The following is a 25,450-nucleotide window of genomic DNA, read 5'->3' on the forward strand; positions in this document are numbered from 1 at the left end:
TCCACAGCCAGGCCAAACTCAGCGCCATCGCTCGCCAGCTCAACGAGCGCCCCAGAAAGACCTTGATGTATCAGACACCGGCTGAAATGTTCGCCCAGCATGTTGCAGCCACCCGTTGAACCCACCGCGAAAAGCGGACGTTCGCAACACGTTATTACGGGCTAGGCCTAATTCTCCATGTCCTCGCGTCAGGATTATCCCAGTCATTTCACCGTTCCCGCCCTCACCATCTGCATGGTGGCAGCTTCCCTCGCGCAGGATGCCTCGCCGGCTTATGACTTTCCGGAAGGGACTCGCGAACTCACCTTTGACCCTACCCGTCTCCTTCCGAACGGCCTCAACCGGCATTGTCGATTCCGCTACCTAAAAGACGATTACGGCTTCCCGGTATACGCGATCGCGGTGGGCGGGGGCTGCATCGATTCTGACTGGAGCTGCTTTGAACGTACGGCGCGCGACTGACTGCCCGTATGGTCCGTTTACCGTTGAAAATTGAACTTCCGCGACCGCGAGCCGGCGGGCAGCAACTCTTGGCTGTTATTGCACAATCGCAGCCGCAGAATGACGACGCTCTGGTCCGTTCACTCGACACGGCGGGGTTAAAATGGCTCGATGCCGACGTTCGCGGCTGCCCATCAGCATCAGAGAGGAGGGCGCGCGTCATTCCGGCCGGGCTTTCGGCTTCAACAGTCCTTTGGGAAACCAATCAACCTCTACGGCGTCGGTGGGCATTCGACGTGAGAACCATCGTCTTCGCCGCAATATTTGGAAAGGTTCTATTCTGGCATCAGCCGTTCACACTCTTCCGAATAAGCTAAAGAGCAATTATCGATAGATTTCCTTACAAAGTGGTTATATGCCAGGGCCACCAAGCCTGGACTTATACACGTCCAAAATAGGACCTAGTTTCCGGTAATCGGGGACGCCAGATTGCGTCGGATCGGCGTCGTGGGGCGAGAGAAGGGGTTTTTAACAATGGTCTTCCGGAATCATATTTTCTTGGCGTCGACTGCAGCTGTTTATGTCGCCGTTACACCAAGCGCGTTCGCGCAGGTTGCCGCAGCGCCGGCAGCGCAGACCTCCGCGTCAGATCCGCAAACTACCGAACCCGTCGCCCCCGCCGGTGACGAAACCGGACAAGACATCGTCGTTACCGGTATCCGCGGCAGCCTGCGCAGCGCGATTGCGGTAAAGCGTCAGGCCAACGCTATCGTTGACGTCATCAGCGCCGAGGCGATCGGCAAGTTTCCAGACCGCAACGTCGCAGAATCGCTATCGCACGTTCCCGGCGTCAGCATCGACCGTCGCTTTGGCGAGGGCGAGAAAGTCGCAATTCACGGCACAGATCCCGCACTCAACCGCATGCTGCTCGATGGCCATGCGGTCGCCTCGGCCGACTGGGGTGGCAACGACAACGACCCGACCAGCCGTACCTTCAACTATTCGCTGCTTGCACCCGAGCTCGTCGAGCGCCTGGAAGTGTACAAGTCGCCCGAGCCGCGGATCGAGGAAGGTAGCATTGGCGGCACCGTCATCGTCCGCACGCGCCGTCCGCTCGACACGCCCGCCAACTCGATCTTCGCCTCGGGCGGCTATTCGTACAACGACCGCGCCGATAAGGGTAACGTCCGCGCCTCGGGTCTCTACAGCTGGCACAACGAAGGCGGCACGTTCGGCGTGCTCGGCGCCGTCACCTACGACAAGCAGAGCCTGACCCGCTCGGGCGTCGAATTCTTCGGGTTCGAGAATGCCGGCAGCCGGTTTTTCCAGGCCAATACCGACGGGAGCCTCGTCCGCGATGCGAGCGGTCAGCCCGTCCTGAAGAACACGGCTGCGACGGTCACCGGCGGCACGCGCCAGGATCTCGCCAACGCGGTATCGCCGTTCGGCATCAACTACGCGTATTTTACGCAGCAGCGTAAGCGCATCAGCTATGTCGGCACGGTCCAGGCCAAGCCGACCGACGACATCACGCTGACCCTCAACGGCCTGCATATCGACGGCAACTACAACAACAGCAGCCAGTCGATGTACGTCATCCCCGGCGCGTGGAGCGGCGACGTTCTCCAGTCGGCAACGGTCGCGAACGGCGTCGTTACCAATGCAAGCTTCGGCGCGGCCTCGGCGAACAGCCAGAGCGCGCAGCTCGATCTGCTGATCCGCAAGACCAAGCTGACCACCGACAACCTCAACTTCGTTGCCGAGTGGGAAGGTCCCGGCGGTTCGACCGTGTCGGCGACCGGCGGCTGGAGCAAGGCGATCGGTGGGCGCAATCCCGAATATCTGCTCGATGTCCGGACCGACCTTCCGTACAGCTACGGCTTCACCTCCGACAGTGCGAACGTCGAGTATGGCGGCGACCTGACCAACCCGGCTAATTACCGCCGCAGCAACAGCCCCCAGCTCCAGACGATCGACGGCGCACCCGTCATCGTCAACGGCACGCAGCTGAATGCGGCGCGCGCGGGAGGGATCGATTTTTCGAAGACGATCGATCGCGATTACTACGCAGGCTATGACGCGGTCATTCCGTTCGAGGCGGGGCCGTTCAAGGAAATCCGCATCGGCGGCAAGTTCACGGATCACCGCAACCGCCTGAACGCGAGCGGCTTCAACAACTACTCGACCTCGAACTACACGCTGGCCAGCCTCGGCGTCGACACGATGACGACGCCGAACGGCACGTTCGATGGCACCGGCGGCACCGGAAATGCGACCAAGTACATCAACCTGTCGCACCAGACCGTGATCGACATCCTAGCGAACTCGATCAACATCCCCGTCGCCAAGCCGACTGCATCGTACATCGTCGACGAGACGGTAGCGGCGAACTACGTCCAGCTGAACTTCGACCAGAGCGGCTTCCGCGGCAATATCGGCGGGCGCCTGGTCTATACCAAGAACGTGTCGAACTACGCCGATCAGGTCTCCGGCACTGACGGCAGCCTGCCGACGATCGTGCCGCAGCGGGTCGAGAACGACTATCTGAAGTTCCTGCCGAGCCTGAACGTTGCCTATGAAGCGGGCACGCATCTGATCTTCCGCGGCAGCGTTGCCAAGGTGATCGCACGGCCGCGCTACGAGCAGCTCGGTGGATCGGTCGGTCGCAACGACATCACGCTCGATGCGAGCGGCGGCAACCCTAACCTCAAGCCGTACCAGTCGACCAACTACGAACTGTCCGCGGAATATTATCCGCGCGAGGGGACGCTGTTGTCGCTCGAGCTGTTCCGCCGCGAAGTGAAGGACTACATCCTCAACGGCCTCAGCCGCCAGACGTTCTTCAACGAACTGACGCAGCGCAACGCGTCCTATCTCGTGTCGCAGCCGCTCAACGGCGGCAAGGCGAACGTCAACGGCGCGCTGGTCTCGGCACAGGGCGAGATCTGGCACGGCTTCGGCCTGCAGGCGAACTACTCCTACGCCGAGAGCTCGACCGACGAAGGGTTGAACCTGCCCTATCTGTCGAAGCACACCGTCAACGTGATCCCATATTACGATAACGGACCGTTCCAGGCGCGCCTGAGCTATAACTACCGCTCGTCGTATTTCCGTGCGATCGGCCGCCTGAACTCAATCGACATGGTCGCGCCGTACAGCCAGCTCGACTTCTCGGCAGGCTTCAACCTGACCAAGGCGATCACGCTGACGGTCAACGCGCAGAACCTGCTCGACTCGACCTACACCCAGTATAGCGGCACGCGCGATCGGCCGACGGCGTTCTACAAGAACGGCCGCACGTACGTCGCTTCGGTATCGTTCAGGATGTGACATGGTAGCGCGTCGCGAACGGCGCGCTACACTCCTACGGCTCAACGGCTAAGCTGGTTTGGCTTGGTATCAGGTTTGAATACCGCCTTGATCGACGCCCGTAAGCGGACATTCCGCTATGGTCTCCATGTCGACCATTCGGCCGATGTATAAATTCTTGGCGGGGGGCTGCTACACTCGATCCGATGTCAGCGCGCGATTGGCTCAAGCGTGACCAGTGCGACGTCGTTGCTGCGCATGGGCACCGTCACGCTCGCCGAACCGCTTGCACCGATCGTTACGACGCGGTCCTGTTCGGGCAGGTCTGCGGTCGCGCGCTGGAGGGTTGCCAGTTGCGCGCCGTCGAGCGCCTTCGGCATCCCCATTGTGATGTACAGAGACAGTGGATCGTTGTTCCGATAGCCGGTCTTGTGCACCTGAAGCCGGTACGTGCCTTGCGGCACATGCGCGAACTGGAACGCTATCGGCTTGCTTGCGGTCGCCGGTACCGGCTTGGTGTAGAACGGCGTGTTGCTGACCGACTGTACCGGCTGCTGCCAATCCCACACCAGCGCGGTGATCCGCCTGCTATCCACTGCAGCGAGCCCGAGTTCGTCGTCGAGCAAGATCGTGCGGCCCTTCAACGCATTCAGATATTTATAGGCAAACCACGCCGGCTTGCGGATGCCATCACGGTTCATCAGGCCAAACCCGCCATGAAAGGGCGTTGGCGGCGGGCCGGGCTCCTCGAACAGGTCGGTATACGTCCAGTAGCTCATGCCCTGCGCATAGCGCCGAGACTGTTTGAGCTTGGTCAGGATATAGGGTGCGCTGACATAGCTGTCGTGGACGAAGTCGCGCGGCGTGTAGCTCGTGCTCCACTCGGTAAAGTACAGCGGCAGTCCGGCATAGGACGTCGCCTCGATCTGCGCGCGCACCCGCCGGACATCGCCGACGATCGCGTCGGGTGATGCGGACAGTTTCGTGTCCTGCTTGCCCTCTTCGTCGAGGAAGCCGCCATCGACACCGTATGTGTGCGTCGTGACGAAATCGATCGGTACGCGGTTCCGCTTCGTGAACGCCAATAGTTCGGGCACCCACGCGGCCCCAGCCGTCGACGGTCCACCGACCTTCAGCGCCGGATCGATTGCCTTGATCGTGCGTGCCGTGCTCGCATAAAGGTCGAAATACGCCTTCTGGTCGGCCTTTTCCCAGAACCCCTCGAGATTTGGCTCGTTCCAGACCTCGAAATACCAGCGCCGCACCTCGTTGGCGCCGTAGCGCTCGCGGACATGCCGGACATAGGCATCGATCAGATCGCGCCACATTGCCGGATCGGGGTGCGACGTGTTCCCCTTCCAATAGAAGATCGTCTGTTCCGATGTCTTCATCGCGCTCGGCGTGAAGCCGAGTTCGACGAACGGGCGGATGTGGCGGGCGAGCAAGGCATCGTATAGCTGGTCGATCTTCGTCCAGTCGTACACGATCCGACCGTCAGTCTTGCGTACGGTGCCGAGAACGTCGTGGAAGATGTCGTGGAACCGGATGTACCGGAAGCCCAGCTCATCGACCGCCGTCTTCAGCTGCGCCTGGCTATCGCTGCGGATCAGCGTTCCCGGAAAATCGGAACCTATCGACAGGTCGAACGAACGATCTACCGGTGCCCCCGCCGTGGCGACATCGATGCGGATCTGGCGCGGACCGGCTGCGTCCTTCGCTGGTGCGGCATACGGTGTTCCTACCGCGACGGCGATTGCCGCCCATGATCGCCAACGCATATCCACACTCCCAGACTTTTCTCGTCGTTGACCGGAATGGTAGCGCAATCAGTTTCCGCGGCAAGGCTTGGTTGAGAAGCCGGGCTCAGTTCGCTTCGAACGATCTGATTTTAAGGCGTGCAAATAGCTCAGCGCTCCGCAGCCGATCTCGGACGCTTGGTCGACCAATGTCCGTATCGCGGTCGGGATGTGCCACTTGAGCAAGGTTCAATCCCCGCACGGCCGTCGTCACCTTCAAAACAATTTGCGGAGCGATACCACGACGCTGCGTCCGACCGAATCGAGCAAATCCGGCTGATACCGGTAAGGAACGATGCCGGTGGCGTCGCGCACGCCTTGGCGAGCGCCGGTAATGTTGGCGATCTCAAGCTTGAAGCCCAGATGCCGGGTCCAGTCCTGGCGCGGCAGGAAGTGGTGGATGCTCAGCGAACCGGTGACGTTGATCTTGCACAAGGGCGCGAATGTCAGGGTCGATGCGGCGACCGCGCCGCGAACGGTGGCCCCACCGGTACAGTAGAAATCAAATGTACCGCCGTTGCCCAGATAGCTCAGCCCCCCATAACCGTAACCGGCAATTCGCTGCGTCGTACCGCCCGACACCGTGTCGCCGGCCAGCAGGTCGAGCGTCGGCATCCCCGGCCTGAGCTCGATCCGGTCGGCAAGGCGAAGCGTGGGGCCGATCCCGCCATAGAAGGTCGGGCGATCCGGTGCGCGGCCTCCTGGTGTCGCAGGTGGTTGGGGACGACCGAGTTGGCCGCTGGCGGCGAGTGTGAGGTTCAGCGTCCGGCGACGTTCCCGGAAGACATTGATCGGACGGAATGCCACCGACACCAGCGCGCCGGCGGCATCGCGGACGAACAGTTCGGGTAGCGCCGCTTGCGCAGCGGGCGTGAGGGCGAAGATGGTCTGGATCCCGTCGCGAATTTCCGTAACCTCGTAGGTGGCGCCGATACGCAGTTCGCTCTTGGCGAGGGGCTTCACGGTTGCCCCGATCGAGCGCGTCCGCCGACGGTCGGCAGCCAGCGCAGGGTTGCCGCCCAGAAACAACGTCACCAGCGTCGAACGGCCGGTCGCGAAATCGAACAAGGGCACCTGTGGCGCCGAAATCTGCGGCGCGGCGAGCTGATCCAGCGTTGGCGCCGTGGCAGACCGTTTATACTGTGCCAGCAGCTGGAGACCCGTGAACGGCGCCCAGTTCACACCCACCGTCGAATCCGACAGGTCACCGAAACCACCGACACGCCGCATGGTAGCGGAGGCGGAGGCCGATACATCCCCAACCCACGGCAAGACATCCTCGCGTCGCGATGCGATCGGCAGGTCGAGCGCGACTGCGCCCTCCACCCTCCCTCGATCGAACGCGATCGCCGAAGGGGTGGCGCCGCGCGTCCTGCTGTTCGTCCCTATCTGCTCGCCCTCGATCGTAGCGGTCAGCGTCACGCGGCCAGCCGGCAAGCGTAGCGGACGGTTGGTCGCGACGAACTTTGTCCCTGCACCATAGGTCGATTGGACCGTGTGATCGACAAGCCGGTTGGAAAGCAGCGCAAGATCGAACGGTCGGAACGGATCGGCGCCAGCGGCGATCGCCGCGTTGACGGCGGTGGTGTCGATCGCCTTGGTGACAAGACCGTTCCTGCGTTGCGTGTCGAGCGTGCCGGTCCAGTCCCACTGCCAGCCGCGCCAAGCTCCGCGTACCACGCCCCCGGCATGAAGCGTCGTGATATCGGTGCGCTGGCTGAGCGGCGGCGCTTCGACGAGATAGCGCTGAAGCAGAACGTTCCGGATGAATGGCGAATACGGGTTTTCGCTGGGAATGAGGAGCGTCGCGCTCGCGGGACCGAACAGGGTACGCTCGCGACTATGATCCGCGGTGAGCGTCAACGAACCCGACAACTTCCGCCCGAGCCGGTTGGCGATCACCGCCTCGCCGTGGAAGGTGTCGTTCGACGGCGCGAGCGCACGCAGCGGCGACAGGTCGAACAGCCGCGGCCGATTTGCGTTTGCCGCGAAGCTGTCCAGTCCGACGGTGCCAACCGGTAGAGGACCGGTCGGTACCGGGACGATCGTCACGAACTGCCCCGCGAGTGCCGACAAGGCGGGATCGATCTCGCCTCCCGCCAGAATCCCGGTGATATTCCCGCGTGCATCGAACGGCACGTCCGGATCAGGCAGGATGCGCCGCCGCGTTTGCAACAGTGCATCGGTATGCCGTGCGTCCAGCGACAGCGTTAGGCGACCGTCGCCCTGGAGACGCGTGTAATCGACATGCGCGTTGGCGTTATCGGCACCGCCCCGCGTCGAGGTGCCGACTGCCTGCTTCAACGACAGCTGGCGAAACCGGCGCTTGGTGATGAAGTTCACGATCCGGCGGGTCGGCGGGTAGCCGTATTGGAGTGCGACCGGCTCCGGAAAAACCTCGACCTTCTCGAGCGCTTCAGGCGGCAGGTTGCCGATCTCCTGGTATCCCGACACACGTTGCGCGTTGAGCAGAAAGATTGGATCCTGCCCATCGCCCGATTGCGTCACGCCGCGGATGGTCCGCAGCAGCTCGTCGATCGATGTCGCGCCGGTAGCGGTTATCGCCCCCGCGTCGAGCGTCGCCAGCGGCTCGATCGCAGTGTCCACCTGCCCTCGATGGCCTAGGATCACGATATCGGGGCGGGCATCCGATACTTCAGCCTGAGCACGAGATGGCGTGGGTTCGGCATTGGTCGGTGCAGCTGGAGGCGGCTCCGACTGTACTCCAGACTGGTTCCCGGACTGGCCAACCCCCGCCACCGACCAACTCAGAAGAATTGCTGCCGATGCCAGACGACCGACCCGACGAGTATCCGGACACATACTCTCGGACAGCTGCATGGGTCTGCTACCTTTTGCGGATACATATGATCAACACGTCGGACCGACTGACTATACTGATCTCGAAAGTGCATATTTGCCGTTTACTGGTCCATGCGCCAGTGCCACGCCCCAGTATAAAAGCAGCGACATGCTTTGCGACGAAGCCCGGTATCGGCAAAGCCGCTCTGGAAGCAGGCATTCGCGCACCGCCGCCAGACTTCGGCGTACCCGCTCGGTACTTTTGGCGCCTCCCCCTGGCGGAGAAAGATCGGGGCGCTGTCGATTGGTCCGTTTTGCGACGAAACCTTCCCGCGTTTACCGATAATTCGGAAAGCGTCGCTACCGTAGCCCTATGGAAAGCATGGCATGGCTGCGATGGATGATCGGCGCGTTCGCGTTGGCGTTCGGCCTTGCCCTTGCGGTGCCAGCTGCAGCCGTGACGGGCACACCGATTTCGGTCTGCGTTCGTCCCGCGATCGCGGGGCAGACCCCCGCGACACTGTTCAGGCAGCCACGCGGTTTCGACTGCACCATCTCGCAAACCCAATTTGGCAGCGGCGATTTCTGGGTGCTCTCGCAGCCCCTGCCAGCGATCAATGCCGCCGATCATACCGTGCGCATCGGCAGCACCTGGGTAAACCGCGTGACGCTGTTCGTGCTGTATGCCGACGGATCGATCCGCCACGCCGGCTTTACCTCGCGCACCGCGGGACGCCTGCTTGGGCTGGGCGCGGTGATCGTCCAGCCCCTGCCGTCACACGACGCGGCACCGGTCCGGTTGCTCTGGCATGTCGAGGGGGCAGCGAACCTGCGCGGCCTGATCCTGGGACCCGCGCTCGCCGACCATGACCAGCGCGATACCACCGAGATCCTGCTCGCTGCGCTGTATGGTGCGTTCGGCGGGATGGCGATCGCGCTGATCGTCTACAATCTCGCGCTGTGGGGCGCGTTGCGACAGGCGTTCCAGCCCGCTTATTGCCTGCTCGTGCTGTTCCTGCTCGCGTATGCGGTAACGTCTTCGGGTGCGTTGGGGCAGATGTTTCCGACCTTAGACAACAATGATCGCCAACGGCTGAACACGCTGTTCCTTGCCGGATCGGCGGCGTCCGCGCTGGTGTTCGCCCGTACGTTCTTCGAACAGGGTGTGTTTGGCGGATGGCTGCGAGCCGCGAGTAGCTGGGTGATCGCCGCGCTGCTGACGGCGGGCACGTTGTGGGCGGCATTCGCGCCATGGCAGTTTCGCGTGCTCGATACGATACTGGCGAGCACGTACCTTTTGTTGCTGGTGCTGATCCCCATCATTCTCTTCCGAGCCTGGCGGATGCGGAGCAATTTCCTGTGGCTGTTCGCGCTGGCGTGGAGCGTACCGATCGTGGTCGCCAGCCTGCGCGTCGCCAACGCGTTCGAGTTGCTCGACTGGAGCCTGTGGCTCGACAATTCGACGATCCTGTCGATGGCGCTGGAATCGATGCTGTCGAGCCTTGCGATCGCCTACCGGATTCGCCTGCTCAGCGTGGAGCGCGATACCGCGCGCGAACAGGAGATAGCCGCACGGCTGCTCGCGGATACCGAGCCGTTGACGGGCCTGCTCAATCGCCGCGCGTTCCTGCACCGCGCGATCGGCCGGCCGGGCGACCAGATGCTGCTGATCGCCGATGTCGACCATTTCAAGCGCGTCAACGAGACGATCGGGCATGACGGTGGCGACGAAGTGCTGCGCGTCGTCGCCCGAGCGCTGCGCAATGCGGTGCCGCCCGAGGCGCTGGTGGCGCGGATCGGTGGCGAGGAATTCGCGATACTGGTCGATGCGGCGACTCCGGTCATGCCCGATACGATCCTCGAACGGTTGCGCAGCCAGCGGATGCCGTTCGATATCGCCGTCACCGCCAGTATCGGCAGCTGCACCGGACCGTTGCTGCGCGAGGCGGATTGGAAGACACTGTATCGTAGCGCCGATCGTGCGCTGTTCGCGGCAAAAGGCGCAGGACGCGATCGATCGCGCGATGCGAGCGTCCTGCCAATCGCCGCTTGATACACTTGCGCAACGACCGCGATCGAGGCATGTTCGCAGGCGTTCCGGGAGATGGGTGATGCGCGATCGTAGGGCTGTGCTGGTGATCGCGGGACTCGTGCTGATGGCACTGACCATCCGCCACCCGACTGCCGACATTCGTATCCTCACGCACGAGACCAGCGATCCGTCGCCGCATCGGATGCAGGCGGCGGTCGACCTCGGGCTGATCGGCGTCTCGGTGCTGTATACCTGGACCGTGAACCGCCTGCGCTGAATCGGCACTCCGATCCGTGGCGCACGTCCTTGACCCCCGTCGCGTGCCTGCGCCATAGCGGCGGGCATGGACACGCCGATCGAAGACCTCGCGTTCGAGGATGCACTGAAGGAACTCGAGCTTATCGTCGGGAAGCTGGAAAGTGGCGACACGCCGCTTCAGCAGGCGATCGAGCTGTACGAGCGCGGCAACAAGCTGCGCCAGCGTTGTGCCGACCGGCTCGATGCGGCGCAGGCGCGGATCGAGGCGATCCGGCTCGACGGCGACGGCAAGCCTGCCGGCGTCCGTCCGTTCGCGGCGGGCTGACGCGGTGAGCGGGATGCCCGTCACGCTTGATGCCGCGCTTGCCGAGGTCTCCGCGGAGATCGACCGGCAATTCGACCAGCTGCTGGCGATCCCGGACGATCCGCGCGGCGACCTGTACCGCGCGATGCGGCATGCGGCGATCGGTGGCGGCAAGCGGCTGCGACCATTGCTGGTGTTCGCGACCGCCAACCTGTTCGACGTGGCGCGCGAATGCTCTGCACGGGCGGCGACCGCGATCGAGGCGATCCACGTCTATTCGCTGATCCACGACGATCTGCCGTCGATGGACGACGACGACATGCGCCGCGGCAAGCCGACCGTGCACAAGGTGTTCGACGAGGCGACCGCGATCCTGGCGGGCGATTGCCTGCACGCGATGGCGTTCGAGATCCTGGCCGATCCGGCGACGCACGCCGATCCGTTCGTCCGGATCGAACTGGTCATGGACCTCGCGCGGGCGTCGGGGCCGAACGGCATGGCGGGCGGCCAGAAAATGGACATCGAGGCGGAGAACACGCGCTTCGACCTCAATACCGTGACCCGGTTGCAGCAGATGAAGACGGGCGCGCTGATCTCGGCCTCGGTCGAGGCTGGCGCGATTCTCGGGCGGCTGCCGCCGGAAGGTCGCGTGGGGCTTCGCGGCTATGCGCATGACCTCGGGCTCGCGTTCCAGATCGCCGACGACCTGCTCGATGCCGAGGGCGACGAGGCGGTGGTCGGCAAGTCGCTGCGGAAGGACGAGGTCGCGGGCAAGGAGACGTTCCTGTCGCTGCTCGGGCCCGAGCGTGCGCGCGAACAGGCGCGGATGCTCGTCGACCAGGCCGTGCAGCACCTGCACAGCTATGGCAAGGAAGCCGACCTGTTACGGGATATCGCCCGCTTCGTGCTCGAACGCGACCGCTAGAACGACAACCGGGGAGATCGGCATGACGGCACGGATTGGGGTTTACCCGGGGACGTTCGATCCCGTCACGCTGGGGCATATGGACATCATCCGGCGCGGCGCGAAGCTGGTCGACCGGCTGGTGATCGGGGTGACGACCAATCCGTCGAAGTCGCCGATGTTCACGATCGAGGAGCGGATGGCGACGGTGCGCCGCGAGGTAGCCGGCATCGGCGGCGATATCGAGGTGGTCGCATTCGATTCGCTTCTAATGGATTTTGCCGAGCGGCAGGGGGCGAAGGTGATCGTCCGCGGCCTGCGCGCCGTCGCCGATTTCGAATATGAATATCAGATGGCGGGGATGAACCAGCAGATCAATCCGCGCGTCGAGACGGTGTTCCTGATGGCCGACGTCGCGTTGCAGCCGATCGCGAGCCGGCTGGTTAAGGAGATCGCGCTGTACGGAGGGAATATTGCGAAGTTCGTGCCGGAGGCGGTGCGCGAAGAGGTGGTCGCTCGGGTCGAGAAGATCGGCCGCAAGGGAAGCTGACCTCCTTCGTCATCCTGACCTTATGTCAGGATGACGTATCGTGAAGGGGGACTGCTGCGTGCCCCCCATCACGTTCAGATTGGCGCAAGCGGGGATTTGCTCTAAGTGGCGGCAGCCTGGTTGCGCCGGGCCTCTTTCGAGTGGGAATTTGATGCGCTTTTTCGTCGGAATGTTCGCGTTGCTCGGGTGCCTGGTCACGGTGCCGGTCGCGGCGCAGAAGAAGGATGTGGTTGCAGCGCCTGCGCGCCTCACGCCGCCGCTCACGACCGATACGCAGAATCTGCTGCTGCTCGACCTATCGACCGGCGGCCGCGTGACGATCTGGCTGCGTCCCGATGTCGCGCCGCTGATGGTCGAGCGGATCAAGACGCTGACCCGCCAGCATTTCTATGACGGCCTCGCGTTCCATCGTGTGATCGACGGCTTCATGGCGCAGGGTGGCGATCCCAAGGGCGACGGCACCGGTGGCTCGACGCTCCCCGACGTGAAGGCGGAGTTCAACTACCTGCCGCACGTCCGTGGTGCGGTGTCGGCGGCGCGGTCGGACAAGGAGGACAGCGCGAACAGCCAGTTCTTCATCGTCTTCCAGCCGCGGCTGAGCCTCGACAAGAAATACACCGTGTTCGGTCGCGTGCTCGACGGGATGCAGTATGTCGACGCGATCGAGCGCGGCGAGCCGCCGGCGAACCCGTCGCGGATCGTCCATGCGTATATCGCGGCGGACAATCCTCCGGCGTATATGGCTGGGCCGCCCGCCCCGGCGCTCGGTGCTCCGGTGACGTTGCCGGGCACGGCTTCGGGGCCGAACGCTGCCAAGCCAAAGCTCGCGCCGGTCGCTCGCAAGGCGCCGGTAAAGAAGGCTCCTGCAAAGAAGTGACTCCACGTTGAACGTCGACCTTTTCGACTTCGACCTGCCGACCGACAACATCGCGCTCCGCCCCGCGGCGCCGCGCGATGCTGCGCGGATGCTGGTGCTCGAAGGTGACGCCACGAGGGATGCGGGCGTATCCGACCTGCCATCGCTGCTGCGGCGTGGCGACATGCTCGTGTTCAACGATACGCGGGTAATCCCGGCCCAGCTCGACGGGCAGCGCGGCGATGCCAAGATCGGCGCGACCTTGCACAAGCGCGAGGGGCCACGGCGGTGGCGCGCGTTCATTCGCAACGCGCGGCGCTTGCGCGATGGCGATGTGATCGAGTTCGGCAACGGCGTCAGCGCGGCGGCGGTCGATCGCGAGGACGACGGAAGCTACGCGCTGGTGTTCGCCGGCGACGAGCCGGTCGAGTTGTTGCTGGAGCGCGCGGGCCACATGCCCCTGCCCCCGTATATCGCCGGCAAGCGTCCTACCGACGAACGCGATGCGGACGATTACCAGACGATGTTTGCGTCCGAGCCGGGCGCGGTGGCAGCGCCAACGGCGGCGTTGCACTTCACGCCGAAGCTGATGGCGGCGCTCGAGGCGGCGGGGATCGAGCATGCGACGCTGACGCTGCATGTCGGCGCGGGGACGTTCCTCCCCGTGAAGGCGACCGACACCACCGAGCACAAGATGCACGCCGAATGGGGCCGGGTCGATGCCGCCACCGCCGATCGGCTCAACGCGGTCCGCGCACGCGGTGGTCGCGTGATCGCGGTCGGGACAACGTCGCTGCGGCTGATCGAGAGCGCGACGGGCGAGGACGACGTGATCCGCCCATTCGACGGCGACACCGCGATCTTCATCACGCCGGGTTATCGGTTTCGCGGGATCGACGGCTTGATGACCAATTTCCATCTGCCACGCTCGACGTTGTTCATGCTCGTGTCGGCGCTGATGGGGCGCGAGCGGATGCAGGCGGCGTATGCGCATGCGATCGCCGGGAAGTATCGCTTCTACAGCTATGGCGACGCCTCGCTTCTGCTGCCATGACGGGCGGCATGCTGCTCGCTCTCGCTCTGATCCAGGCCATCGTTGCCGCACCGCCGCCCGCGGGTACGCCGCAACCGCCTGCAACGATTTTCGCCGAGCCGGCTGCGCTGTTCATCGCCGCGTGCGATACGAACGGTGATGGCCGCGTGACGCAGGCCGAACTAACCGCGGGCGTCGCGCGGAGCTATGCCACCGCCGAGGGGGCTGCGACTGGATCGATCGGGTACATCGCCTTTGCCGACTGGGCGCAGGCGTCGCTCGGCGATCGTAACGCGTTGCCGAGCTCGTTCGAGGTCGACCGCGATGGCGACAACCGGATCACGCTGGCCGAACTCCAGGCACGGTTCGCGCAGTTCTTCACGCGGTTCGATCGCGACAAGGATGGCGTGCTGACTCGCGCCGAACTCATCACCATCCGCGGCGCGCCGGCCGGCGATCGCTACGGCATTCGCAAGAAAAAGTAATATGACCACCCGCCCCCGCTTCGACTTCACCATCTCCGCCACCGACGGCAAGGCGCGTACCGGCGTCATCGCAATGCAGCGCGGCGACATCCGCACGCCTGCGTTCATGCCGGTCGGCACCGCCGCGACCGTCAAGGGAATGAAGCCCGCAGACGTGGTCGGTGCGGGTGCGGACATCATCCTCGGCAATACCTATCACCTGATGCTGCGGCCAGGTGCCGAGCGGGTTGCGCGGCTGGGTGGTCTGCACGCGTTCTCGGGCTGGTCGAAGCCGATCCTCACCGACTCTGGCGGCTATCAGGTGATGAGCCTCGCCGACCTGACCAAGCGGTCCGAGGAAGGCGTCTCGTTCAAGTCGCACCTCGACGGCACGCGGCATTTGCTGAGCCCCGAGCGGTCGATCGAGATCCAGCGACTGCTCGGCTCGAACATCGTCATGGCGTTCGACGAACTTGTGCCGACGACGTCGACGCGCGAGGTGCAGGCGGCGGCGATGGAGCGATCGATGCGCTGGGCCAAGCGATCGCGCGCGGCGTTCGACGCGGGTGAAGATCATGCCGAGAACAACGCGATCTTCGGTATCCAGCAGGGCGCGCTGAACGAGGGATTCCGGAAGTCTTCCGCGGATGCGCTGATCGATATCGGCTTCGACGGGTATGCGGTCGGCGGGCTGGCGGTCGGCGAGGGCCAGGAGGAGATGTTCGGCTGCCTCGACTTCGCGCCGGACCAGTTGCCGGTCGACAAGCCGCGCTACCTGATGGGGGTCGGCAAGCCGGACGATATCGTCGGTGCGGTCGAGCGCGGGATCGACATGTTCGATTGCGTGATGCCCACGCGGTCCGGCCGCACCGGCCAAGCCTTCACGCGCTCCGGCCCGATCAACATCCGCAACGCGAAATTCGCCGAGGATATGGGGCCGCTCGATCCCGCCTGCCCCTGCCCGGTCTGCGCGACGTGGGGCCGGGCGTATCTGCATCATCTCGTCCGATCGGGCGAAATGCTTGGCGCGATGCTCATGACGGAGCATAACATCTGGTTCTACGAAACGCTGATGGCGGATCTGCGGGCGGCGATCGCCTCGGGGACGCTGACGCAGTTCGCGAATGATTTCCGTGGCGTGTATGCCCGGAAGAGTGAAGGAGAGCCCAAGTGACGATCAAGATCGACAGCGATACCCCGAACGAAATCCTCGCCGCCGCGAAGGAGGCGAAGCTGCAGGCCGAAGCCGCCGCGCATAACGCTGCGGAGAAGGCGAAGAGCTGGCCGCTCGCGAAGATCGGCCTGGGCGTCGGCATCGGCTCCGCGGCGATCGCGGGCGCGGTGCTGTTCGCGAACCGCAACAAGTAAGGATCTCGATGCGCCTCCTCCGCTCCGCTTTGCTGCTGACCGCAGCTTCTTTCCCGGTAGCGGCGGGGGCGCAGACCGCACCTGCCCCGACGCAGGTTTCGGTGAAGCCGATCGCCTTTACAGAGCGCACGCTGCCGAATGGCCTGCGCGTGTATGCGATCCGCGACACCGGCACGCCGAACGTGTCGGTGCAGGTGTGGTACGACGTCGGCTCAAAGGACGATCCCCAGGGCAAGTCCGGGTTCGCGCACATGTTCGAGCATCTGATGTTCAAGTCGACGCGCAACCTGGTGTCGGAGCAGATGGACCGGCTGACCGAGGACGTCGGCGGCTACAACAATGCGTCGACCAACGACGACTATACCAATTATTACGAGGTGATCCCGGCCAACCACCTCCAGCGTCTGCTGTTCGCGGAGGCCGATCGGATGGCGAGCCTCGTCGTCGAGCCCAAGAGCTTCGGCTCGGAGCGCGACGTTGTGAAGGAGGAACTGCGCCAGCGGACTCTAGCGCAACCGTACGGCAAGCTGTTCTCGATCTATTATCCGGAACTCGCCTATCAGGTTCATCCCTATGCACGGCCGGGGATCGGCAGCCTGGAGAATCTCGAAGCCGCGGGGATCGACGACGTCCGGGCGTTCCATGCGACCTATTATCGGCCGGACAACGCGATCCTCGTGGTGTCGGGCAATTTCGACCCGGCGCAGTTGAACGGCTGGGTCGATCAGTATTTCGCGGGCATCAAGAAGCCGTCCGCGGCGATCCCGCGCGTGACGGTTGCCGAGCCTGCGCGGACCAAGGCAGTGACGCGGACCGTGTACGAGCCCAACACGCCGTTGCCCGCGGTGCTGGTCAGCTATCACCTGCCGCCGGACCGCGATGCGGACATTCCGGCGTTGATGGTGTTGAAGGCGGCGCTGGCGACGGGCGAGAGTTCACGGCTGTACGAGAGCGTCGTGTACCGCGACCAGCTGGCGCAGTCCGCGGAGGCCATGCTCGATACCAAGCAGGCGACCGGCAACATGGTCGTCTATGCGATCCTCGCAGGTGGCAAGACGGTCGAGGCGGGTGAGGCCGCGTTGAAGCGCGAGATCGCTCGGTTCCGCGATGCACCGGTGACTGCCGCGGAACTGGCGGAGGCGAAGAACGAGATTCTGACCGGATCGATCCTGTCGCGCGAGACGGCCGAGGGCAAGGCGAGCACGCTGGCCGCGGCGGTGCTGATCGATGGCGATCCGGCGGCGGCTGACAAGCAATTGGCGGCCATTGCGCGGGTGACGGCGGCGGATATCCAGCGGGTTGCGCGGAAATATCTTGGCGACAATCAGTCCGCGACGATCCGGTACATGCCGCTTGCGGCCAAGCCTGCGAGCGGTGTCGCAGATGCGATCACGGTTGCACCGACGGTGCAGGTTGCGGACCTGAAGGCGCCCGCGAATATCGAGATCGTGACGCCTGCGCCGGAAGGGCAGCGGGTCCAGCCGCCTGCGCCCAGCGCACCGGTATCGCCAACGATCCCGCAGCCGGTGGAGACGCGGCTCGCGAACGGCATGCGGCTGGTGACGGTGGAGCGGCACGACCTGCCGATCGTCACCGCGTATCTCGTTACCGCGGGTGGTGCGGCGACCGATCCCGCGAACCGCGCGGGTGTCAGCAGACTATCGGCGGACCTGCTCACCAAGGGCACAAAGACGCGTTCGGCGACACAGATCGCGCGTGCGGTCGAGGGGCTTGGCGGTGCGATCGGGAGTTCGGCGGGGAGCGATGGCGCGTCGGTCGACGTCACGGTGAAGTCGGACCAGCTCGCGCCGGCGATGGCCATTCTCGCGGATGTTGCGATCAACTCGGCCTTTGCGCCTGAGGAGATCGAGCGGGCGCGGACGCAGCAGGTCGACGCGGTGACACTGGCGTTGAAGGACCCGGCGCAGGTCGCGGGTCTGGTTGCGGATCGTGCCGTGCTTGGCGCCTCGGCCTATGGTGCGCCTAACGGGGGCACGCCGCTGTCACTGAAGGCGATCACGCGGGCCGATATCACGGCAGCGTATGCGCGGAGCTTCCAGCCGGGCCAGGCAACGCTGATCATGGTCGGCGACGTCACCGTGGCGCGCGCCAAGGCTTTGGCGGAGGCACAGTTCGGTTCTTGGAAATCGACCAGCACGGCAACCGCGAACGCGCCGCAGGTCACGTACCCGAAGCCGCGCGTGATCGTCGTCGACATGCCGGAAGCGGGCCAGGCGGGCGTAGTAGTTGCGCGGCCGGCCATCGCAAGGTCGGACGCACGCTATTATCCGCTCGCGGTCGGAAATACAGTCCTGGGCGGCGGCTTCTCGTCGCGGTTGAACCAGGAAATTCGGATCAAGCGCGGGCTGGCCTATGGCGCGGGCAGCGGGCTCGATGCGGGGAAAACGCAGGGCACGGTCGCGGCGCGGACGCAGACCAAGAATCCGACCGCTGCCGAGGTGGTGACGCTGATCGCCGCCGAGATGACGCGGATGGGAGCATCTCCGGTGCCTGATGTGGAGCTCGACACGCGCAAGGCCGTGCTCGTGGGCAATTTCGGCCGCGGGATCGAGACGACGTCGGGCATTGCCGGTATCCTCGGCGCCTATGTCCAGAACGGCGTGCCGCTCGGTGAACTCCAGCGCTACACCGGCGCGGTGGGTGCCGTCGATCCGGCGGCCGTGCAGGCGGCGGCCGTCGCGCTGCTCGACCCGAAGGCAGCCAGCATCGTCGTGGTGGGCGACGCTAAGCAGTTCATCGAACCGCTGCGCAAAGCCTATCCAAACGTCGAGGTCATCCCCGAGGCCGCGCTGAAGCTCGACACCGCAACCTTACGGTAAGCGCTTGCTGCTACGGTGGCCGTCCGTCCCGCGGTGGGACGGACTGAATCCGTGCGCGATCGGTCCGGCCAAATCGGCTATGCCGAGCGTTGGGCACGCTCGACAGGCAGGTATGAGGAAAGCAGTTGCGCGTTCGGTTGCAGACGGTTCGGCTGATGAAGCGCATCTGGGCGGCGATGGTCGTCACAGTGCTGGTCATCGGCGCCGGGATTTCTGCGCATGCTGCGCTCCGGGCGATGTCGGCGCGTGAAGCCGCGAACGACCGCGCGAGTGCCGCGTCTTCGGTAAAGGTTTCAGCCCCGGCCCCGACGCTGGCCGAGCAGGAGATTGCCGCCCCAGCGGCTGGTGTTACGGGGACCATCGACCTCCCCGACCTGCCGATCCCGGCCGGTGCGATGCTCGACGCGGGCATCGTTCCCGCACGGCCCTTCTCGATGGCACGCGCATCGGCACTGGACCGCGACCGGGCACTGCAATGCCTCACTGCGGCGATCTATTACGAAGCCGCATCCGAGCCCGATGCCGGCCAGCAGGCAGTCGCGCAGGTCATCCTCAACCGTGCGCGGCATCCTGCCTTCCCGGGAACGGTGTGCGGCGTGGTGTACCAGGGCTCGGAACATGCCGGCTGCCAGTTCAGCTTCGCATGCGACGGCGCGATGACGCGGATGCCGGCGCGTGCCGCATGGGTCCGCGCGGCGCGCGCGGCCGGCATGGCGCTCGCCGGTTACGTCTATGCGCCGGTCGGGTTGGCGACGCACTATCATACCTACGCCGTGACGCCCGCGTGGAACCGGAGCATGGTGATGACCGACGTCGTCGGCGCGCATTTCTTCCATCGGTGGAAGGGGTATTGGGGCACGTCTGCGGCTTTTAATCAGCGTTATGCTGGCGGCGAACCGGTGCCGGGACCGCACATGTCCGTGCAACCGATCGCGCCGCCCACGGCTCAGATGATCGCAGCCGCAACGGCCGGTGCTGTCGCCGTCCCGGTGCCGGCTACGGTGGTAGCCACTGTTGCGCAGGCCAAGCCTACTACTCAGGCACCGACAGTACCCGCTGCTTCCGACATGCTGCCGCCAGAGTCGCAGATTCTCGATCGGTGGAAGGATTCGGGTAAGCCGCTGAAGTAAGTCGCCGCGATCGCTTGCGAGGTCCCGCGTCAGCGGTGTTCAACGGATACCCTCTGGCAGCCAACTTGCTCGATGAATAAGTTGGTTCGCGCAGAGGCGCAGAGGACGCGAAGGTAAAGCGTTCCGGGCCAGGTCGCGGACGTCGCATCTGATTTCGGGCACCTGCGATTCAGCTAAAAGCTCCGCGCTCTCTGCGCCTCTGCGCGAACCATTCTGTCTAAAGACCACAAAGAAAAACCCGGGTGCATCGCTGCATCCGGGTTTCCGTCAACTCATCGAACCTCGGCGATCCGGCCTATTCGGCGGGGACCATCGACGGGGTGCCGATCATCATGCGTTCACCACCGGGAGGGGCGGCTTCGCGGGCGGCGCGGAGGATCTGGGTGCGTTCGGCGCGTGATGCCATGTCGTCCCAGGCCTTTTCGGCGCGGCGGCAGCGATCGCGGACGTTGTCGAGGAGGGCGGCATCGCCGTTGCGACGCTCTTCATCAGCGCGGGCCCGGTAAAATTCTGGATTATCGGCCATGCTGGTGCGCTCCTGCGGGAAATTTCAAAGGGGTGATGCGGCGGCCATGATAGCCGCCGCATCGCAACCGAGATCAGGTTGGCGGACCGTAATCCGCCAGCGAGATCAATCGGCTGGCTGGAGGTTCACGGCCGACTGCTTGCCACGCTTGTCGGGCTCGAGCTCGTAAGTGACGCGCTGGTTCTGGTTCAGCGTCGGCATGCCGGCGCGCTCAACCGCGGTGATGTGCACGAATGCATCGTTGCCGCCGCCATCCGGCGCGATGAAGCCATAGCCCTTGTCGGCGTTGAAAAACTTGACGGTTCCGGTGATAGCCATGAAGTGGCTCCTTCTTAGTAGAGAGTAACCCGACGTTCGGGCGACCCGTGCCGCGGAGCAGGGAAAGAAGGAGAAAGGTGCCGCAAAGCGCCAAGAACCGTCGATATGCGACTGTAGCTGATCGCTATATGGGCCAAGACCGCCCGAATTGCAAATCTTGCCGGTAAAATGGGTCAAGAACTGCGTCGATTTACGCAGATAATATTTTCGCGCGCGCCGCCATCGACGGCGATGATTTAGAACGACCGGCGCCGATATTTCGGCGCCGGTCGAGGGATTTAACGGCAGCGGGTGTCGTTGCTGGAGCGATCCACCGCACGCCCTGCGAGCGCGCCGCCAGCTGCACCGAGCACGGTACCGAGCAGGCCCGAGCCGCCGGGCGCGATGACGTTGCCGAGCACGCCGCCCGCGACTCCGCCGACGATCAGGCCGGTGGTGCCGTCGTTGCGGCGGCAATAGTAGCGACCGTCATTGCCACGGTAGACGCGGTCGTTGCGCGACAGGCGGCGCTCGCGGTAGCGGCGATCGTCGCGGTAATAGCGGCCGGCATCGTAGCCGCCGTATGCGGGATCGACGCGGTTATAGTCGTAGGAACGATAGCGCGGGTCGACGCCGTAGCGGCTGCCCCCGTCGCCGACGCAGCCGGCAACCATGGTAGAGGCGGCCAGCAGGCCCAGCATCGCAACGCGCATTTCGTGTCCTTTCAGTGGGTTGATACTGCAAGCGTAATGACCGGCGCCAGCATTTGGTTGCCGGCGCCTATCTCAGATCAATCCTTGAGGTTGGCGGGCACGGTGCCGCCGTTCTTTTCCAGCTCGCGCATCACGGCCTTGATCAGCCACATGTTCATCTCCGCGCTGCCGTCCTTCGCGCCGGTATAGCCGAGTTCGGTGGCGAGCTCCTTGCGGTTGTCGAGGCTCGAATCGAGATCGAGCAGCTTCATCAGGTCGACGATCGAGGTGCGCCAGTTGAGGTCGGACCCCTTCTTGGAAGCGATGCCCGAGAGGACTGCCTCTACGTCGACGGCCTGAGCGGGCGCTGCGGGAGCGGCCTGCGGGGTCGGAGCGGCGGGCGTTGGCGTCGGCGCGGGCTGGGCTGCGGTGGTCTGCGGCGCGGGCGCTGGTGCGTCGGCCTTGGGCGTGCCGAAATGGCCGCTGCCGAGCGGGCCCTTCTCACCGAAGATTGCGGACTTGATCTTGCTGAAGATGCTCATGGGGGTCCCTGTCGTATAAGAGTCTGACGGCGGGAGAACGCCCGATCGGGGATTTGGGTGCAGGCGCCGCGACCGGGGGCGACGGAACGTCCGGGCGCTGCGACTGGACGGGATCGAGACCCGCGCGCGCGCCGGGCGCCGGTGCGACCGGTTCGTCGCAGCCGAGAGGATCGAAACTCGCCGCCAACGTGGTAATGCGATCCGCATCGGTGGCGCCGGCCGCCTCGGCGCCCGCTTCGTCGACGAGACCGCCGTCGATCGCGTAGGCGACGAACCATGTATCGCGGTCGACGCCCTCGGTGATCGTCCGCTCGGCGATTTCGCGGTCGCGTGGCGCGTCGAGGATGATCGCCTCTTCGTCCGAACACTCGCGGCTATACGCGTCTTCGCCGAACAGGCCATCTTCGGTATTGAAATACGGATCCGGCGGCGGAAAACAGGTCCGCCAGCCCTGCGAAATCGAGTCGAACCAGACCGGATGATCACCGTCGCGACCATCCTGGTCAAAGTGAAGTACAGGAAGTGCAGACGCTGGCGCGTTTTGGGCAGCGGGCTTCAGGTCCGGATCGAGCGCCGGATCGGGTGCCGGTTCGGGCGCGGGATCCGGCGCCAGTTGAAGCAGCCCCGCGGCTTCGGCGCGCGACCATTGCGCGGCGGTCCAGCCGGCGCGGGCGGCGGGATCGAGATCGCCGACGTCGATCCCGGAGGCTACGCCGGCAGAGCTGCGCAGCCAGCGGTCGGCGCGGGCGAGCGCGAGGATCGGCGCCATTGCCGCTTCGGCTGCGCTCGGGGCTGATCCCGTTTTTGGCCCCGCCCCCGCCTGTATGGCGTCGGCGTCGAGGCGTTCGCCGAGGAACAGGCCGGCGCGGGCGGGGCCGGCGTCGCGCGCGATGATGTCGAGGAAGGCGTCGAATTCGGCGGCGACCATGCGGGTGGCGGCGTTGGCGGTCTCGGCGGCGTCGGCGTGGCGATCGAGGCGGTTGAGCAAGGACATGGCGAGGCGGTTGTCGTAGCGGTGACGCTCGATCACTTCGCCGTCGGGCCTGGTGACCCGCTCGGTCTGGCCGGCGATCGCGCGGAGGAAGAGGGTTTCGGCGACGATCGGCCGCGCGACGAGCTTGGCGGCGTCCCAGCCGAGCGCGAACGCCGCGCCTGCCGCACGGCGACGCAGCGTGTAGGCGGCACCGGGCGAGAGGCCGACGCTGGCGCTGGCTTCGTCGACGGTGGCGCCCTCGGCGATGCGTTCGAGGAAGCCGCGCTGGCGATCCGGGGTCCAGCCGTCGCTGCGCTGGGTGTAGCGGGTCGGGGTGGCTGGGACGTACGCGCGCGGGGCGTTGTCGGCTTGCGCGGCAGGGTCGGCTTGCGGCTGTGCCGTGTGATCGGGGGCGGCTTGCGAGGGGGCGTCGGGTTGGCCGGTTTGCTCGGTGGCCTGGTCGATGCCGTGTTCCTGGAGAGCGGCGGTCACTTGCGCATGGTCCGGGCGAGCGCGGTCCAGCGGTCGCGGTTGGCGGCGATCTCGGGCGATACGGGGATGCGGGTGCCGATCCGGCCGGCGTCGACATGGGCTTGCCAGGCCATGACGTGGCGGACCGCGTCTGGGAGGTGGTCGGGGATTGGGGGTTCGTACCGTGGCCGGGGGGCGGGCGTGGCGCGCGTTGCGATGTAGCATGGGGGCGGGTCGGCCGGGGTGGGTACGTTCGCCATGATCGATCCTCGATGCGAGAGGACCGATCAGGTATGCCGGATCGGGGTGTGTAGGACAGCGGTTTCGGGGGTGGTTGCGGGATGCGTTGGCGGCTGGGGCGGCGGCCTTGTTCCCCCGCGAACGCGGGGGCCCAGGAGCCACGATCGCTGTCCTGCTTGATCCTGGGCTCCTGCCTTCGCAGGAGAACGAGGAGGGGGGGTTATGCCCTCCCCCGTCATGCCGGACCCTTCGGCTTTGCTCAGGAAAGCCTTGTTCCGGTATCCACCGTTACTGACGCCGTTGCTGTCGCGTTAGCGGGACCGTGAGCCCCGGAACCAGTCCGGGGTGACCGCGCGGGGGTGGCGGCGGCGGGATCGGCTTCGACCGTTGGGCCGTTCTTATCCTCCCCCGCCAGGGGGAGGTGGCACCGCAGGTGACTTAGGGGGAGGACACGCGACGAAGGTGATCGCCCCCTCCCCCTCCGTCTGGCAAGAACCAGCCACCTCCCCCTTGCGGGGGAGGATCAGGAAGGCGCGTCAGCCTAGCGTCGAACCGCGATCCGCGGCGAACGACGGGGCCGGGCCGGTGGCGGGGCGGAGCGACTCACGCTCGGCCTTGGTGGGAACCGCGGTGGGATCGGGGCGGAAGGCGTCCGGCGCGCGATCGGTCGCACCCGGGCGGGGCTTGTCGAGCGCGAGATCGGGCGCGGCATGCTCGGCGGGGTTGGCCTTCGACCGCAGGAACACCGCCAGCAACGCACCCCCGAGACCGATCGCCGCGGCCCCGATCGACAGCGCGTTGACGCCGAACGTTTTGGGCTCGGCTGGCTCGTGCGGGCGGTGGTCGGGTTTGGTCATAACAATCGTCCAATGCTGTTGATTTGCGCAGTTGAACGAATTGGCCTGCTGCCATGTTCCAGCTTTGAGGAGATCGCTACAATTCGGACAGCGACCCCCTTGCTTTGCATCATCCATTTGAGCCAGCATAAATTTAGTCGGAGACGAAGATGACTAATGAGACTTTCTTGGCACTAGTGAGTAATGATCGCATTTCATCGCGACAGATAGACGAGTTGATCGGCATCACGCGTGGCATCGCCGCTGATGGCACGCTCAATCAAAGCGAAGTCGAATTTTTGCAAAAGTGGCTGGCTGCCAGCGTGGGCATCAGTGGTCAGCCAGTTATCCGAACACTGTACGATCGCGTGAACGCGGTGTTGGCAGACGGCATAGCCGACGAGGAGGAATGCCGTGACCTGCTGGCAACTCTAAATGCATTTTCGAGCCGTGACTTTGAGCTAGGCGAGGTACTCAAGGCAACTACTTTGCCGCTATGTGACCCCGCGCCGAATCTAACCTTCGGTGGCCGCAGCTATTGCTTCACGGGCACGTTTAATTTCGGGCAGCGCAAAGCCTGCGAAGCCGCCGTAAGCGAGCGCGGGGGCCGGTGCGGCAGCTTGACGCAGAAGACCGACGTACTCGTCATCGGTTTGTACGCGACCGAATCCTGGAAGCATTCTTCGTTCGGCAACAAAATCCTCAAAGCAGCCGATATGCGAGCCGAAGGCGTACCGATCACGATCGTGTCGGAAGAGCATTGGGTCGGGCACCTGCAATGATTCT

At 64.8% G+C, this 25,450-nt stretch carries 24 protein-coding genes and 1 pseudogene; 16 read left to right on the plus strand and 9 right to left on the minus strand.

The features are described from left to right. From C8J45_RS15445 to C8J45_RS15455, 3 genes and pseudogenes are all read left to right on the plus strand, one after another. Nucleotides 1–119 (plus strand): annotated as a pseudogene (locus tag C8J45_RS15445) (IS30 family transposase); the annotation flags it as partial. A 58-nt stretch (nt 120–177) separates the two neighbouring features. Then, complete coding sequence (locus tag C8J45_RS15450; protein WP_107964030.1) at nt 178–462, plus strand: hypothetical protein; 285 nt, start codon at nt 178–180, stop codon at nt 460–462. Between the two features lie 537 nt (nt 463–999). Beyond that, nucleotides 1,000–3,771: a TonB-dependent receptor gene (locus C8J45_RS15455; RefSeq protein WP_258191488.1), complete on the plus strand. Its 2,772-nt coding sequence runs from the start codon at nt 1,000–1,002 to the stop codon at nt 3,769–3,771. Nucleotides 3,772–3,959: 188 nt separating this feature from the next. Here C8J45_RS15455 and C8J45_RS15460 read toward each other — a convergent pair whose 3' ends face one another. Together C8J45_RS15460 and C8J45_RS15465 are read right to left on the minus strand one after the other, a co-directional pair. After that, nucleotides 3,960–5,528, minus strand: a complete 1,569-nt coding sequence (locus C8J45_RS15460) for a cellulase family glycosylhydrolase (RefSeq protein WP_107964032.1) — start codon at nt 5,526–5,528, stop codon at nt 3,960–3,962. Nucleotides 5,529–5,762: 234 nt separating this feature from the next. Then, nucleotides 5,763–8,153, minus strand: coding sequence for a TonB-dependent receptor (locus C8J45_RS15465; protein WP_107964033.1), 2,391 nt, complete (start codon nt 8,151–8,153; stop codon nt 5,763–5,765). Between the two features lie 568 nt (nt 8,154–8,721). On the opposite strand from C8J45_RS15465, the gene C8J45_RS15470 reads away from it, so the two are divergent. The 12 genes from C8J45_RS15470 (at nt 8,722) to C8J45_RS15525 (ending at nt 20,087) form a co-directional block, all read left to right on the plus strand. Next, the gene (locus tag C8J45_RS15470) at nt 8,722–10,401 is read left to right on the plus strand and encodes a diguanylate cyclase (protein WP_258191489.1); all 1,680 of its coding nucleotides are present in this window, start codon (nt 8,722–8,724) and stop codon (nt 10,399–10,401) included. A 58-nt stretch (nt 10,402–10,459) separates the two neighbouring features. Further along, the gene (locus C8J45_RS15475) at nt 10,460–10,657 is read left to right on the plus strand and encodes a hypothetical protein (RefSeq protein ID WP_107964034.1); all 198 of its coding nucleotides are present in this window, start codon (nt 10,460–10,462) and stop codon (nt 10,655–10,657) included. Between the two features lie 66 nt (nt 10,658–10,723). Beyond that, a complete protein-coding gene (locus C8J45_RS15480) occupies nt 10,724–10,963 on the plus strand; it encodes an exodeoxyribonuclease VII small subunit (RefSeq protein ID WP_056060585.1) in 240 nt (79 codons plus the stop codon). Between the two features lie 13 nt (nt 10,964–10,976). Further along, on the plus strand, nt 10,977–11,867 hold the full coding sequence (locus tag C8J45_RS15485; protein ID WP_107964035.1) for a polyprenyl synthetase family protein: 891 nt from the start codon (nt 10,977–10,979) through the stop codon (nt 11,865–11,867). Between the two features lie 22 nt (nt 11,868–11,889). Further along, nucleotides 11,890–12,396 (plus strand): pantetheine-phosphate adenylyltransferase, encoded by a 507-nt coding sequence (coaD, locus tag C8J45_RS15490; RefSeq protein WP_107964036.1) that lies wholly within the window; start codon nt 11,890–11,892, stop codon nt 12,394–12,396. A 151-nt stretch (nt 12,397–12,547) separates the two neighbouring features. Continuing rightward, nucleotides 12,548–13,273, plus strand: coding sequence for a peptidylprolyl isomerase (locus C8J45_RS15495; RefSeq protein ID WP_107964037.1), 726 nt, complete (start codon nt 12,548–12,550; stop codon nt 13,271–13,273). Nucleotides 13,274–13,280: 7 nt separating this feature from the next. Next, nucleotides 13,281–14,306 carry a tRNA preQ1(34) S-adenosylmethionine ribosyltransferase-isomerase QueA gene (gene queA, locus C8J45_RS15500; protein ID WP_107964038.1) on the plus strand — a complete coding sequence of 342 codons (1,026 nt, stop codon included), beginning with the start codon at nt 13,281–13,283 and terminating at the stop codon, nt 14,304–14,306. Nucleotides 14,307–14,314: 8 nt separating this feature from the next. Continuing rightward, nucleotides 14,315–14,770, plus strand: a complete 456-nt coding sequence (locus tag C8J45_RS15505; protein ID WP_258191490.1) for an EF-hand domain-containing protein — start codon at nt 14,315–14,317, stop codon at nt 14,768–14,770. Nucleotide 14,771: 1 nt separating this feature from the next. Next, on the plus strand, nt 14,772–15,923 hold the full coding sequence (tgt, locus tag C8J45_RS15510; protein WP_107964040.1) for a tRNA guanosine(34) transglycosylase Tgt: 1,152 nt from the start codon (nt 14,772–14,774) through the stop codon (nt 15,921–15,923). Further along, nucleotides 15,920–16,117, plus strand: a complete 198-nt coding sequence (locus C8J45_RS15515; RefSeq protein ID WP_197978314.1) for a hypothetical protein — start codon at nt 15,920–15,922, stop codon at nt 16,115–16,117. Before tgt ends, C8J45_RS15515 begins: the two co-directional genes overlap by 4 nt. Nucleotides 16,118–16,125: 8 nt before the next feature. Continuing rightward, complete coding sequence (locus tag C8J45_RS15520; protein WP_107964041.1) at nt 16,126–18,957, plus strand: pitrilysin family protein; 2,832 nt, start codon at nt 16,126–16,128, stop codon at nt 18,955–18,957. 155 nt (nt 18,958–19,112) lie between these two features. Further along, nucleotides 19,113–20,087 carry a cell wall hydrolase gene (locus C8J45_RS15525; RefSeq protein ID WP_107964042.1) on the plus strand — a complete coding sequence of 325 codons (975 nt, stop codon included), beginning with the start codon at nt 19,113–19,115 and terminating at the stop codon, nt 20,085–20,087. Nucleotides 20,088–20,382: 295 nt separating this feature from the next. Here the strand turns inward: C8J45_RS15525 and C8J45_RS15530 are convergent, their stop codons facing one another. From C8J45_RS15530 to C8J45_RS15555, 7 genes are all read right to left on the minus strand, one after another. Next, entirely contained in the window at nt 20,383–20,613 is a 231-nt protein-coding gene (locus C8J45_RS15530) for a hypothetical protein (RefSeq protein WP_056060610.1), read from the minus strand. Nucleotides 20,614–20,718: 105 nt separating this feature from the next. Beyond that, nucleotides 20,719–20,931, minus strand: coding sequence for a cold-shock protein (locus tag C8J45_RS15535; protein ID WP_031394996.1), 213 nt, complete (start codon nt 20,929–20,931; stop codon nt 20,719–20,721). Nucleotides 20,932–21,209: 278 nt separating this feature from the next. Beyond that, nucleotides 21,210–21,623 carry a glycine zipper 2TM domain-containing protein gene (locus C8J45_RS15540; protein WP_181321235.1) on the minus strand — a complete coding sequence of 138 codons (414 nt, stop codon included), beginning with the start codon at nt 21,621–21,623 and terminating at the stop codon, nt 21,210–21,212. A 77-nt stretch (nt 21,624–21,700) separates the two neighbouring features. Next, complete coding sequence (locus tag C8J45_RS15545) at nt 21,701–22,144, minus strand: DUF3597 domain-containing protein (RefSeq protein ID WP_107964043.1); 444 nt, start codon at nt 22,142–22,144, stop codon at nt 21,701–21,703. Continuing rightward, nucleotides 22,104–23,609 (minus strand): hypothetical protein, encoded by a 1,506-nt coding sequence (locus tag C8J45_RS15550; RefSeq protein WP_107964044.1) that lies wholly within the window; start codon nt 23,607–23,609, stop codon nt 22,104–22,106. The genes C8J45_RS15545 and C8J45_RS15550 overlap by 41 nt, the downstream gene beginning before the upstream one ends. Continuing rightward, nucleotides 23,606–23,848, minus strand: a complete 243-nt coding sequence (locus C8J45_RS18965) for a hypothetical protein (RefSeq protein WP_146168636.1) — start codon at nt 23,846–23,848, stop codon at nt 23,606–23,608. Before C8J45_RS18965 ends, C8J45_RS15550 begins: the two co-directional genes overlap by 4 nt. A gap of 516 nt (nt 23,849–24,364) precedes the next feature. Further along, on the minus strand, nt 24,365–24,685 hold the full coding sequence (locus C8J45_RS15555; RefSeq protein WP_107964045.1) for a hypothetical protein: 321 nt from the start codon (nt 24,683–24,685) through the stop codon (nt 24,365–24,367). A 149-nt stretch (nt 24,686–24,834) separates the two neighbouring features. Between C8J45_RS15555 and C8J45_RS15560 the strand changes: the two genes are divergently transcribed. After that, entirely contained in the window at nt 24,835–25,446 is a 612-nt protein-coding gene (locus C8J45_RS15560; RefSeq protein ID WP_107964046.1) for a BRCT domain-containing protein, read from the plus strand. The last annotated feature ends 4 nt before the right edge of the window (nt 25,447–25,450 follow it).

The sequence above is a fragment of the Sphingomonas sp. PP-CE-3G-477 genome (assembly GCF_003050745.1).
GTDB lineage: Bacteria > Pseudomonadota > Alphaproteobacteria > Sphingomonadales > Sphingomonadaceae > Sphingomonas.